9 protein-coding genes and 1 tRNA gene are annotated in these 13,741 nt (G+C 44.3%); 9 read left to right on the forward strand and 1 reads right to left on the reverse strand.

Features of this window, described 5'->3' with window-relative positions; all coding sequences use genetic code 11:
• The first annotated feature begins 2 nt into the window (after nucleotides 1-2).
• Nucleotides 3-4,688: a hypothetical protein gene (locus BO18_RS12475; RefSeq protein ID WP_034446556.1), complete on the forward strand. Its 4,686-nt coding sequence runs from the start codon at nucleotides 3-5 to the stop codon at nucleotides 4,686-4,688.
• A gap of 95 nt (nucleotides 4,689-4,783) precedes the next feature.
• Here the strand turns inward: BO18_RS12475 and BO18_RS12480 are convergent, their stop codons facing one another.
• Complete coding sequence (locus tag BO18_RS12480) at nucleotides 4,784-6,520, reverse strand: DUF3298 and DUF4163 domain-containing protein (protein WP_034446557.1); 1,737 nt, start codon at nucleotides 6,518-6,520, stop codon at nucleotides 4,784-4,786.
• Between the two features lie 154 nt (nucleotides 6,521-6,674).
• Between BO18_RS12480 and BO18_RS12485 the strand changes: the two genes are divergently transcribed.
• The 8 genes from BO18_RS12485 to infB all read left to right on the forward strand — a co-directional run bounded on the left by BO18_RS12485 (nucleotide 6,675) and on the right by infB (nucleotide 13,669).
• Nucleotides 6,675-7,715 (forward strand): DUF3089 domain-containing protein, encoded by a 1,041-nt coding sequence (locus BO18_RS12485; protein WP_051688700.1) that lies wholly within the window; start codon nucleotides 6,675-6,677, stop codon nucleotides 7,713-7,715.
• A 103-nt stretch (nucleotides 7,716-7,818) separates the two neighbouring features.
• A tRNA-Glu gene (locus BO18_RS12490) sits at nucleotides 7,819-7,890 on the forward strand.
• A gap of 262 nt (nucleotides 7,891-8,152) precedes the next feature.
• Complete coding sequence (locus tag BO18_RS34865; RefSeq protein WP_185752420.1) at nucleotides 8,153-8,323, forward strand: hypothetical protein; 171 nt, start codon at nucleotides 8,153-8,155, stop codon at nucleotides 8,321-8,323.
• 172 nt (nucleotides 8,324-8,495) lie between these two features.
• Nucleotides 8,496-8,957 carry a ribosome maturation factor RimP gene (gene rimP, locus BO18_RS12495; protein WP_034446558.1) on the forward strand — a complete coding sequence of 154 codons (462 nt, stop codon included), beginning with the start codon at nucleotides 8,496-8,498 and terminating at the stop codon, nucleotides 8,955-8,957.
• A 23-nt stretch (nucleotides 8,958-8,980) separates the two neighbouring features.
• Nucleotides 8,981-10,156, forward strand: a complete 1,176-nt coding sequence (nusA, locus tag BO18_RS12500; protein ID WP_034446560.1) for a transcription termination factor NusA — start codon at nucleotides 8,981-8,983, stop codon at nucleotides 10,154-10,156.
• A 22-nt stretch (nucleotides 10,157-10,178) separates the two neighbouring features.
• Complete coding sequence (rnpM, locus tag BO18_RS12505; RefSeq protein ID WP_034446561.1) at nucleotides 10,179-10,436, forward strand: RNase P modulator RnpM; 258 nt, start codon at nucleotides 10,179-10,181, stop codon at nucleotides 10,434-10,436.
• A gap of 4 nt (nucleotides 10,437-10,440) precedes the next feature.
• Entirely contained in the window at nucleotides 10,441-10,779 is a 339-nt protein-coding gene (locus BO18_RS12510; protein ID WP_034447336.1) for a L7Ae/L30e/S12e/Gadd45 family ribosomal protein, read from the forward strand.
• Nucleotides 10,766-13,669 carry a translation initiation factor IF-2 gene (gene infB / locus BO18_RS12515; RefSeq protein ID WP_034446562.1) on the forward strand — a complete coding sequence of 968 codons (2,904 nt, stop codon included), beginning with the start codon at nucleotides 10,766-10,768 and terminating at the stop codon, nucleotides 13,667-13,669. Before BO18_RS12510 ends, infB begins: the two co-directional genes overlap by 14 nt.
• Nucleotides 13,670-13,741 lie beyond the last annotated feature (72 nt).

The following is a 13,741-nucleotide window of genomic DNA, read 5'->3' on the forward strand; positions in this document are numbered from 1 at the left end:
ACATGAAGAGGAAAGTGGTAAACAAACAGATGATCAAAGCACTTGCTGTTGGTATATCTGCAAGTATGGCGCTTCAGCCAGTAGCTGTCTATGCAGCGGAGGAGGGGAATGTAAATGGTGGAACATCAGAGCCGACAACTTCCGGTTCTGATAACAATACTACACAGAGCCAGGTAAAAACCGATTTTGAAAATGCTTCAGAGGCAATTAAGGAAGCTGAGAATGCTTTCGTTGGTGAGTCTCAGACTACTGTTGAGCAGAGTTCAGATTCTTCAACAGAGGGTAACACAGTAGCTGTGCCTACTGAGGAAGCAACTGTAGCATCAGACCTTAACGCAGCTGGGGAGTCTGCAAATACTGGTGCTACTGAGAACATTGAAGATGCTAAGACCGAGACAACAGACGTTGCAAATGCATTAAGTTCAATCGATCAGAAAAACGATAAGCTTGATTTCTTCAAAGATCTTGATTTCTCCGAAGAAATTGCAACACTTACCGGAGAACAGACCTCTGCAGTGAAGGATCTTGAGAATGGAAATTCTGACCTCAAGGATGCTGATACTGCAGTAAAAAATGCTAATACTGCTGACGGTAAGGTAAAGACTGACATTAATGTGCTCAATACTAATTCATCTGACGCCAATGACGCAGCTACAACTGGTGTGAGCGTTACTAAGAAGGATGAAAACGGGAATGACATCGTTGACGAGAACGGTGAGAAGGTATATGACGATCATCTTCACAAAATTAGCGAGTATGGCGAAGCATCAGATATGTATTCTGATGAAAAAGAAAAAGGTGGTGTAGTTGAAGAGGCTAAAGCAGCTGGAGATGATGCTGCTACAGCCCAGGAAAATTATAATAATGCTTCTTCAGCAGCTGATTCCTACAAAGCTGATGAAGATTTCGATAAAAATAATAAAGACCAGGGTTCAGATCTTAAGAATATTACTGATCTTGTAAAAGCTGGTGATGAGGCCCTTGAAAAGGCACAGGGCGAGCTTGATCAGGCACAATCCGACCTTGATAGTGCAAATAAGCTCTATGATGATGCAGAGGATGCCTACAATGCTGCCAGCAAGGCTTTGGATGCAGCAAAAGAGGCATATGAGAGAATTTTTGGAAAAGTAAATGAGGATGGTACTACGGTAAAGGGCAATGCTCAGGTTACCAAGGATGAAATAGTTAATGCTGTAAAGGCTCTTGAAGCTGCCGAGGAAGATCTTAAAGCTGCCAAGGCTAAACTTGACGCAGCACAGAAGAGCGTTCTTGGAAAAGAGGATGAGGTACAGGGAAAGATAAGAGAATTGTACGATGCAGGCCTTCAGAACATCAAGACTTTTGATGAGGAGCTTGCTAAGGCTCAGAAGGCTTTGTCTGAGCTTCCTTCAGATGCTTCTGATGAGGAAAAAACTGCAGCTCAGAAAGCAGTTAATGATGCTACTGAGGCTCGTAAGATTGCAGTCATCCAGTACTATATCCTTAAGAAAAAGGGTGAAGTAACAAGTGTAGAAATTGGAACAACTTCCCAGATCGACAATGTAGTAACAGTAGATGCTGAAGGAAAAGAGACTCTGGTTTCAGGTGAAACACTTTCAACTCCTGATGATGCCACTTTCAATTACAGAGACGCAGAAGGCCTTCATAACAATGGTAAGGTTAAATCCATGGATACTATCACCTACAAGGTGGGTGACGATGAGTACACCATGATATGCGAGATTGAGATTGGTGACGATGGTGTAATAACCATTACTGAGCTTGATCCCAAGGCTGTAAAGTCTACTGAGACTGATACTATTCCTGCGCATTATGAGCAGGTTGGTTCAACAACCAATACTATGACTTCAGAGGATATCGAGGGTCTTGAGAATTCTGGAAAGGCAAAGACGGTAACCGGTGAAGATAATAGCCAGGTAACTTATGTAATTGACCAGAACACAGAATACGAGATGCAGACCGCTTTTGAGAAGACTGGTGATGCTCCTGATACTTATGATGAGTCTGTGGCAAATCCTAATAGCTTTCACAACCTTGAAAAAGTTGGCGAGATTGTCTTTGATGAGAGTACAAACACTACAATTATAACTCATAAGATCACTAAAGTAGTTAAAGCTGATGAGAATGATTATGAATACAAGGATGCTCAAGAAAGTGCTTGGGACGGAAAAACATACAATAAGACATTCAATACAACTATTGAGGGAATAAGTGAATGGGTAGATACTGCCAAAAATTCAGAAGGAAAAGCTCAGTTCTTTGGAGCTGACTGGAAGTGGCATGATTATGAAGTGACAGAGATTAAAGATATCGGTTCTTTCTTCAAAGCAATATGGCAAGGACTTCAGGTAGGTGGTGCAACTATTGCAAGTGGAGTAGGATTTGACACATTAAGAGTAGTAAATGAAGGAACAGAGAAAGCATTTGATATGCTGGATGGCTTCACAGAGACTGAGAAGGAAGTTTATAAGACCTTTGAGGCTACAGTAGTTGAAACCATTACTCCATATACACCTGAAAACCCACAGGCATCTTTTACTGGTAGTGTTGAGAGTGATACACAATGGTTTACCAAAGATGGCAATGAAACAGAAGCCATGAATAATTATAGGAAGAAAGCTGAAGGAGAAGGCTATCATTCTTCTGATACTGATGCGAATACGTATGTTATGGATGTCTATGATCCTGATACCGGAATTACGACACGTTATACAAGAACGATTGAAAGAAAATGGACCGAGAGTGGATCATTTATTGTTAATTATAGCAAAACATATGTTGCGTATAAGACAGAGGTAACATACTATAAGTCAGAGTTCAGCGAAGTGTCCGAATTTGTTGAGAACAAGGATAAGGTACAAACCTACGATGTTGGCAAGACATTCTATGGAAGAACCGGATATAACTATGTTGGAGAAGCAGATGGTGAGACTCGCACTCTTTACACTGTAACCTATGATCCTAAGGAAATCGTAGGCACAGCAGATGATGAGGCTTACAGAACTGCTGTTGAAAATCAGAATATAGCTGAAAGTGAGTATACTACAGCACAGTCAGCTTTTGCGAAGGCTCAGAAAGCATATGAAGAGGCACAGAAGAAGCTAGATGCAGCACAGGAGCTTGTAGGTAAGCTTAAGGCTACAGAGGTTGATCAGACCACACGTGATAAATATCAGGCAGCTCAGGATGCATTACGCGATGCTGCAATTGAGAAGGGCAAGGCTGCTGCAGCGAAGGAAAAGGCTGAAGAAGCAAAGACAGCTGCTGACGAGGCAGTAAAGGCAGCAGAGCTTTCAAGTATCGAATCTCATAGCAAGAGCGACGCAGCAGAAGCAGCTGCATTTGCTAAGAAGGCCGACAATTCAGCTAAAGATGCAAAGGATCTTTCTGATGGCGTAAAAGATGTTAAGTCAGAGGATGCTAAGAAGTTGGCAGGAGATGCTGAGGAAATGTCTAAGAAGGCTGCTGAAAAAGCAAAAGAAGCAGCTAATAAGGCAAAAGAAGCTGATACTAAGGCTAAGGAAGCAGCAACTAAGATAAAAGAAGCAAAAGAGGCAGAAGCACAGGCTAAGGATGCTAAGGAGCCTGCTGAGAAGGAGAGTTTCTTAGAAGTAGCAGCGCAGAAGCTTAAAGAAGCTAAGGAAGCTCAGAATTTAGCAGATAAGGCTAAGCAGGATGCAGAACAAGCTGCTAAGGATGCTGCAGGTTTCGCTAAGAATGCAAAAGATTATGCTGGTAAGGCAAAGCTTGCAGACCAGACAAAGCCTTCAGACCAGACAAAGCCTTCAGATCAGACAAAACCTGCAGATCAGACAAAGCCTTCAGACCAGACAAAGCCTTCAGACCAGAACAAGCCTTCAGACCAGACAAATACTTCTGGTAACCAGACTAATCCATCTACAAGCGATGAGAAGGGTAACGGAGCAGGAACTACAACTCCTTTAACCAATGGCACAACTGGTAATAATACAACACCTGGTGGCAACGCTGGTACAACTGATGGAACAACTGGCACAGGAACTACAACAGGTACTGGAACCACAACTGGAACAACAGGAAATACAACAGGTACAGGTAATGGCACATCATCATCTACCACACCTGTATCAGGACCAATAGCTGATGCAACGAGCACAACAGGAACAACATCCTCAACAGATGCTACAACAACAGCTACTGTAGCTACAACTACTACAGCTGCAGCAACTAACGTTCAGCTGGCATCTGCAACTACTGCACAGCAGGCTATTGCAGCTATTGCCAACGCAGGAACAACTACTCAGACAGCTAACGCTGCAACAGGTAACAATGCTACAGCAAATGCAGCAGGTAATGCAGCTGGTAACGCTGCTGGCAACACTGCCGACAATACAGCAAATAACACTGCTGACAACGCAGGAAATAACGCTGGTAACAATGCTGATAACAACGCAGCAGGTGATGCAGTAGCAGCTAACATCGCTGATCCGGAAGTTGCAAAGTCAGCTACTCCTGAGGTGACAGCAAATATCACAGATGATCAGACAGCAACAGCAGCATCTGCACCTGTTGAAGACCAGCAGCCTGTTACAAGAAATATTATTCTTGTTTTATTTGCAGCTGCAGCTGGAATCTCAGTAGAAGAGTATGTAAGACGTAAGAATGCTAAGGCAAAGGTTAACGACAACCACAACAATACAACAATGTGATTTCTAATGTTTATCCTCTCAATAGACATATAGAATAAAAAAGAGGCGAATCCTTGATTTATGGATTCGCCCCTTTGCATTTTTATAAAAAATATTCATCCGGCGTAGGTAAGGCCTTCGAAGATATCATCCACGTTCTGGCCTTCAATCTGGGCTGGGTAATCAGTCTTTGTATAGTTGAGTCTTATAAGTCTGCCGTCATCCAGCTGACAGTCTACGTACTGAGAATTGTCGGTTCTTATGGGCTTGATGCCTGTTCCTACAGGAAGAGTCTCTTTTGACTGCTCGTTTCCGTCGTTATCGATAATTGGTACCGTTAGCTCTTTTGCCAACTTGATCTCATCTGAAATCCATGCAATGGTGTAGATGTTGTCGACCATCTTGGGCATTCCGTCAGACCCAACCTGGTATTTTGTGTAGCAGGTGAAGGTGCCCAGAATGTCTGAAACCTGGCCAAAGTACATGTTGTCAGGATCAGTAAGAACAATCTCACCTGCAAGATCTGTGTCAGAATCTACATATACATAGTGGAAGCTGTCCTGGCCCACAAGCTCCACATCGCCGTCTGTGATATCAAATACCAGAAGCTCGGTGTAATCGTTGAAGGAAAGAATGCTAACATAAATGTACTCGCGGTCATCAGCAGTTCTAACATAGTAAGGGTTAAGGACGTTGTAGTTGCTGTTGAAATCAAAGTATACATCAGCAGTGGCGGACTTATCCATATCCTTCAGTGTCAGAGACTTGCAGTAGAAGTAGCCTTCCTCCACGGTGTCTTCGTCCTCCTTCTCGTAAACAAGGTGGAGAGGAGTAGTGTCATCATCCCATTCCTTTGAATAGGTAGGGAGATTAGCTGCAAAGATATAACCTTTGGAGCTGTCCGGGAAGTAGTCCTTGTTAATTGCACCGGAGAGCTCATCATAGCCGATCAGCACATCCTTATCGCCGTTGGAGTAAGGTCCGATCTCGTAAGGCCCAAAGTAGAAGTGAAGGCCATCATTGGACAGGTACCAGGTGTAGCCGTATTCGAAATTGTCAGAGTCAGAGCTTGCTGTATCGGGATTAAACTTGTAATGGGAAAGAGTGTCCTCAAGATCCCAGAACTGATCAGTGTCATCGGCGTTGTCCTGGAGCTTGGTCATAAGGACAGTATTAAGCTCGTCCTCAGAAAGGTTCAGGACCTGATCAAGGGTAATCACTTGGCCTGTAGCAACGTCATAGGTCGTACCACTCATGCCGTACATTCCGTGGGCGCCGCCCTCAAAGGATGAACCATAATCGCATATGCTCACAACTTTATCATCCGCACGGGAGATTGAAACAGTATTACTGCTTGTGTATGGCCCGGAAAAGAAATAGTCGTTCTCGATAGCGTCTTCCAGATCGGTTTTGGCGTTCTGTGCTGTAGTCTTGGCGTCGTTTTCTGCACCCTGTAAAAAGTCTGAAGCACTTTCTTTAAGCGCCTTATAAAGTGCTGGATATGTATCTGCACACTGGTCTGCAAGCATAATAGCTTCGGATCTTCCTTCGAAAAGAGGCTTATTCTTAAGAGAGTGACCGTCCTTGTCCTCGGTGTATGAGCCGTCGTAAGTCTCGCTAAAATACCTGGTCACTTCCTTAAATATTATGGGGCTTTTCTGGGCAGCAGCCTGTTCCTCAGTTTGAGCGCTGTCCTGGGACTGGGCCTCGGTGGTTGCGCTGGAATTACTGTCATCTGTCCTGGCCTCATCCTGAACAGTTTCTTCTACTTCCTTAGGAAGACTTCCCGGAAGGCTGCAGCCTGTAAGGACTATAACCAGAGCCCCTGCCAGAATAAAATTTCTTTTCTTCATAATAATATGTCTCCTCCTCATAATTGTTCCATTATCATCGCACAATGTTACACTGATAATTTTATCATATTTAAGACAATAAAATGACGTGACATGATATAATATACGAGTGAGGATAGTAGGACCGTTGATCTGATATCCAAGGAGGTCATATATGCTTAAAAAGATTACTTCGCTTGTATTAGCTGTGATAATGGTTCTGTCAGTTTTTTACCCCTGCAGCGTCAAGGCTTATGCAGCAAGAGTGCTTCCTTTTACCAGTTCTTTGGATTATTCAAAGGCAGAGAACTGGCTATATGATGGGGTATACCCTGAAAACGCAGTGGATGTCTTTATAGTGGCACCTTCCGTTGATACTCTGAGTGAGACCAATTCTGCTATTACACCTAAATATAAGACAAGGTTCAGAAATGCCATGAATCAGCAGCAGGCAATTTACGCAAAGACAGCCAGAATCTATGCGCCATATTACAGGCAGGCTGCGCTGAATGCCTATAAGCTGCCGGATTCACCTGAAAAGGAACAGATATTTGCCAATGCCTACACGGATATTTCTGCAGCTTTTAAGTATTATCTTGAGCACAAGAACAATGGTCGGCCCCTGATCCTTGCGGGATTTTCTCAGGGCGCGGACATGTGCTACAGGCTCTTGGAGGAGTACTACGGCGGAAGTTACGAAGGCGCGTCGGAACTCAGGAATAATCTGATCGCTGTTTATGCCATAGGATGGGGCCTGACCCAGGAAATGATAGATAAGTATCCTCAGATCGTGCCTGCCAAGGGCGAGACAGATACTGGTGTGGTTGTCAGCTATGAGTGTGAGGATGGAAATGTTTCCGGCTCCATCAGTATCCCTGCAGGGAAAAGAGCTATCTCCATCAATCCACTGAACTGGCGAACAGATTCAGTTGTTGCGGACAAATCCTTGAACAAGGGGACAGTTACCCAGGACAGCGTAACCGGTGCTATAACCTCAGTCGAAGTAGGAAAGTACGGAGCATACATTGATCCAAACCGTGGATCCTTGATAGTTACTGGAATTGATACCAATGAGTACCCGTATCTCCTGGATATCTTTTCCGAAGGATGCCTCCACCTGTATGACAATTTCCTGTTCTTTGTAAATCTCCAGGAAAATGTCCAGAAGAGAACAGAGAGCTTTTTGCAGAAAAGAGCTGCTTCAAATGCAGCATAAATCGGGGATTTGAAAAAAATTTAAAATATCTAAAAAAAGTACTTGCATTATTTTGGATTATGAAGTAATATAAACAAGTCGCCGCGATGCGGACGACTTAAATGCCTCGTTGGTCAAGCGGTTAAGACGCTGCCCTCTCACGGCAGAATCAGCGGTTCGATTCCGCTACGAGGTATTAGCTATTAAGAATAGCCCAACCCGAAACCCAGAATGTGTCTGCATTCTGGGATTTTTATTTTCTGTTCAAATTCCCCTACCAATCAAAAGTAAACCCCAATCTTTAAAGCGAGTATTGATAACGACTTTGCATTACTATTTTTGCATCAGGATTCCTTGCAATAATGCTTGAATAATGTGTGACATATCTGTGATACACCCTATTGTATTATTACAGTAGAAAAGGAAGCATGGCTTACTCGTGGAAGGAGGTTATGACTATGATGAAGGTGATCAACAGATACAAAGACAATAATATAGAATATGAAGAGAAGAACAATCATTATATTAGTAGTGACAGGCAGCACAATGAGGATGAGATGTTCCTGAAATGGACCATGGTAATGGGCTCCATGCAGGGAAAAGAGCTGTCTACAACGGTTTGTCGCTAGAAAAAGTAAGGATTTCTTCGGATAACCCTTGACGAAAGGGCGTAAATGTGGTATCTTCACAGTGTAATTAGGAAGTGGGCTCGAAAAAAGCCCACTTTCTTTATGCCAAGATGACGGTAAAGCACGTTTTTAATTGTTTCTTGGCGCCTTTATTAAGTGAGGTCAATACAATATGAAGAAAAGCGAAATTGAAGCGAAGGCAGAAGCTCTTTTGCAGCCCATCGCCGAGAAGTGTGGCGTATCCATTTATGATGTGGAGTATGTCAAGGAAGCCGGTGAGTGGTACTTAAGGGCCTACATTGACAAGGAAGGCGGCGTGAATATCAATGACTGTGTTGATGTGAACCATGCACTTTCGGATGCCCTTGATGAGGACGACTTTATTGAGGAGGCCTACACCCTGGAGGTTTCAAGTCCGGGTCTTGGAAGACAGCTCAAGAAGGACAGGCACTTTGAGAACAGCCTGGGACAGGACGTTGAGCTAAAGCTCTTTAAACCAAGAGATGGAGTTAAGGAGTTTGCCGGTACACTGAAGAGCTACACAGACTCAACAGTTACCGTAACTATAAATGGAAATGATGAAGAATTTATAAGAAAAGAGATATCAGTTATTAAGCTTGCTCTGGATTTTTGATCCGGACGGAAATGGAGATTACGATGAGTAAAGAATTAATGGATGCCCTTGAGCTACTGGAGAAGGAGAAGAACATCAGCAAGGATTCACTGTTTGATGCAATTGAGAATTCTCTTATCACAGCCTGCAAGAACAACTTTGGAAAGGCTGAGAACATCAGAGTTGAAGTGGACAGAGACAACTGCGATTTCAAGTGCTATGCAGACAAGGAAGTTGTTGAGCTGGCAGATGATGTTATGGATCCAAACCTTGAGATCTGTCTCGACGATGCAAAGAAGATCAGTAAGAAGGCAAAGGTTGGCGATATCGTAAGCGTATCCCTTAACTCCAAGGAGTTTGGTCGTATCGCAACACAGAATGCCAAGAACGTTATTCTTCAGAAGATCCGTGAGGAAGAGCGTGGTGCTATTTATAATGAATATTTCGAGAAGGAGCATGACATCGTAACAGGTGTTGTTCAGAGATTCATTGGAAAGAACATCTCTATCAACCTTGGAAGAGCAGATGCGATCCTCAATGAGAATGAGCAGGTTAAGACTGAGGTTTACAGACCTACACAGCGTCTTAGAGTATATGTCCTTGAAGTTAAGAATGGTTCTAAGGGACCAAGGATCCTTGTATCCCGTACACATCCTGATCTTGTAAAGAGACTTTTCGAGCAGGAAGTTGCTGAGATCCAGGACGGAACTGTTGAGATCAAGTCAATCGCAAGAGAGGCAGGCAGCAGAACAAAGATCGCTGTTTACTCAAAGGATCCTAACGTAGATGCAGTTGGTGCATGCGTAGGTGTTAACGGAAGCAGAGTTAACCTCATCGTTGACGAGCTGGGCGGCGAGAAGATCGACGTTGTAAGCTGGGATGAGAACCCTGGTAACCTTATCCAGAATGCTCTTTCACCTGCTAAGATCGTTGCAGTATTTGCTGATCCTGATGAGAAGAGCGCAAAGGTTGTAGTTCCTGATTATCAGCTTTCACTTGCTATTGGTAAGGAAGGTCAGAACGCAAGACTTGCAGCAAGACTTACAGGCTACAAGATCGATATCAAGGACGAGACCCACGCTAAGGATGCTCCCGGATTCCGTATGGAAGACTATCTTGATGATGAAGATTACGAAGATTATGAAGATGGTGAGTACGAAGAGGGCGAGTACGCTGAGGACGGCGAGTACGTTGAGGGCGAGGAGCCTACAGAAGAGTAACTTTTAGTATATTGGAGAGTCTATGCAAAAGAAAATTCCCACAAGGAGATGCGTCGGCTGTGGCCAGATGAAGGAAAAGAAAGATCTTATCAGGGTTATAAAGACTCCTGAGGATGAGATTTATCTTGATACCACAGGAAAGGCCAACGGAAGGGGCGCATATATATGTAACAACGCAGAGTGTCTCCAGAAAGCACTTAAGAACAAGGGACTTGAACGGTCGCTGAAGTCTCAGATCCCTGATGAAGTGCGGACGCGACTTGAAAAGGAGCTTGGCTGATATTTTGGATCAAAACAAGGTTTATTCTTTGCTGAGCCTTTGTATGAGGGCCGGCAAGTTAAAGAGCGGAGAGTTTGCCACTATGGAAGCAATCCGCAAGAGAACTGCCAAGTTGGTGATAGTAAGCACTGATGCTTCAGAAAACACCACCAAGCAGTTTACAGATAAATGTAAGTATTATAATGTTCCGATCTATTACTTTGGAGACAAGGAGAGCTTGGGACACGCAATAGGTAAGGATGTTCGAACTAGTTTGGCAATAACAGACTTTGGGCTGTCTGAGTCACTTCGGAAGAACTTACAAGATGAACAGGACGGAGGAAATTTGAATGGCGAAAATTAAGATATCCGAACTTGCAAGCGAGCTGGGATGCGAATCAAAAGAGCTGATAGCTTTTTTGCAGGATAAGGGAATAGAGGCAAAACGTTCTAACAGTTCTATCGAAGAGACAGACGCTGACGTTGCAAGAAAGCAGTTTGGTTCTAAGGGCAAGGAAGAAAAGCCTAAGAAGGAAGCTGCTCCAGAGCCAAAGGTTGAAAAGCCTGTAGAAACAAAGGCAGAAGCACCTAAGGCTGAGGCACCTAAGGCAGATGCTCATAAGGCAGCACCTTCACAGGGGCCTGTTAAGAGACCTGTTGATGGACAGGAGCCTCCTAAGAAAAAGAAGAAGATCATTGTTGTTACCAATAACAACAATTCTCAGAACAGAAGCAGCCAGGGTGGAAATGATCGTGGCAACTTTGGTGGCCAGAGACGTGATAACAGAAACGGTGGGATGAACCAGGGCCAGAACAGAAGACCACAGTTCGCTCAGGCTCAGAACACATACCGTCCTATCAAGCCTCTTACAGCACCTTCACAGCTTGATAGCTACAACACACCTGTTAACAAGTCAACAACTCCTAAGCCTACACCTAAGAAGGAAGAGGCAGTTCAGACACCTGTACAGGCACCGGCTCAGGAGCAGACACAGGTTAGACCAGCAGCACCTGCACAGGCACCTGCTCGTCAGAATGTGCCTTCACAGGCTCCTTCAAGACAGGGTGCTCCTTCTCAGAATGACAACAGAGGAAGAGAAGGCAGAGATAACAGAGACGGAAGAGATAACAGAGACAACAGAGACAACAGAGATAACAGAAATGCTGCAAGGGGAGACAGAAATAACTTCCAGGGCGGCAGAAATGACAATAGAGATGGCAGACCTGATAGAGGTGGCCAGAATGCCGGTGGCCAGGGCAAGTTTGGCCAGGGTAAGGATAACAGATTTGCCGGTAAGGGCGGATCAAGAGGTTTTGATGGACCATCAGAGAAACAGGATGGTGGCGGACATGATGCAAGACGCCGTCAGAACCAGGAGAAAGATAAGAGAAACAAGAAGGATTTTGCTCTTGAGCAGGAAGAGATGATGCCAAGAAGCAAACGTGTCGGCAGATTCATCAAGCCTGAAGTTAAGAAGGTTGAGGAGCCTGAGGAGCAGATCAAGGTTATTACTATTCCTGAGAAAGTTTCCATCAAGGAACTGGCTGAGAAGATGAAGATGCAGCCTTCAGTGATCATCAAGAAGCTCTTTATGGCAGGCCAGATCTCTACAGTTAACACTGAGCTTTCTTATGAGGATGCCGAGAACATAGCTGCAGAGTATGATATCCTTTGCGAGAAGGAAGTTCCTGTAGACGTTATTGAGGAACTTCTTAAGGAAGAGGATGATGCACTTGAGACACTTAAAAAGCGTCCTCCTGTAGTCTGCGTAATGGGTCACGTTGACCATGGTAAGACTTCACTTCTTGATGCTATCCGTAAGACCTCTGTAACAGACAGAGAGGCCGGTGGTATCACCCAGAGGATTGGTGCTTATACAGTATCTATCAACGACCAGAAGATCACATTCCTTGATACTCCCGGTCACGAAGCATTCACAGCAATGCGTATGCGTGGTGCTAACTCAACAGATATCGCTGTTCTTGTAGTAGCTGCTGATGACGGTGTAATGCCTCAGACAGTAGAAGCTATCAACCACGCTAAGGCAGCTGAGGTTGAGATCATCGTAGCAGTAAATAAGATCGATAAGCCAAACGCTAACGTAGACAGAGTTAAGCAGGAAATGACAGAATATGGTCTCATCTCCACAGACTGGGGCGGAACAACAGAGTTTGTACCTGTTTCAGCTAAGTCCGGTGAGGGTATTGAAGACCTTCTTGAGACCATCATTCTTACAGCAGACATTCTTGAGCTTAAGGCTAACCCTGACAGAGCAGCAAGAGGTCTTGTTCTTGAGGCAAGACTTGATAAGGGCCGTGGTCCTGTTGCTAACGTTCTTGTTCAGAAGGGAACACTTCATGTTGGAGATTTCATCTCTGCTGGAGCAAGCTCAGGTAAGGTTAGAGCAATGGTTGATGATAAGGGCAACAAGCTTAAAGAGGCTCGTCCTTCACAGCCAGTTGAGATCCTTGGACTTTCTGATGTTCCTAATGCCGGTGAGGTATTCCTTGGACATGAGACTGACAAGCAGGCTAAGCAGTATGCTAATACATACCTTCAGCAGCACAAGAAGGATCTTATTGAAGAGACAAAGGCTAAGATGTCCCTGGATGACCTTTACTCCAAGATCGAGGAAGGCAGACTTCAGGAGCTTAACATCATTATCAAGGCAGACGTTCAGGGTAGCGTAGAAGCCCTTAAGCAGAGCCTTCTGAAGCTCTCTAATGATGAGGTTGTTGTTAAGGTTATCCATGGTGGTGTTGGTGCCATCAATGAGTCTGATGTAACATTGGCTGCAGCATCAAATGCCATCATCATCGGCTTTGATGTTCGTCCTGATGCAACAGCTAAGAGCATGGCTGAGCACGAGGGCGTAGAGATCAAGCTTTACAAGGTTATCTATCAGGCAATCGAGGAGATTGAGTTTGCCATGAAGGGCATGCTTGCTCCTGTTTATGAAGAGAGAGTTACAGGACACGCAGAGGTTCGTCAGATATTCAAGGCATCCAAGGTTGGTAATATCGCCGGTGCATTCGTCAAGGACGGTGTTATCAAGAAGGATTGCAAGGTTCGTATTTCCAGAGAAGGCGAGCAGATCTTCGAAGGTGATCTTGCATCCCTTAAGAGATTCAAGGATGACGTCAAGGAAGTTAAGGAAGGCTTCGAGTGTGGTCTTGTATTTGACGGCTTCGACCAGATCCATGAGGGCGACTTCGTAGAAGCTTACGAGATGGTTGAGGTTCCAAGGACGTGAGCGATAAAAGGAATGAGTAAACACAGTGATGTGCTTGCACATATAGCTGTGTTTATGAAATGACTGAACGTA

Source organism: Butyrivibrio sp. AE2032, assembly GCF_000702965.1.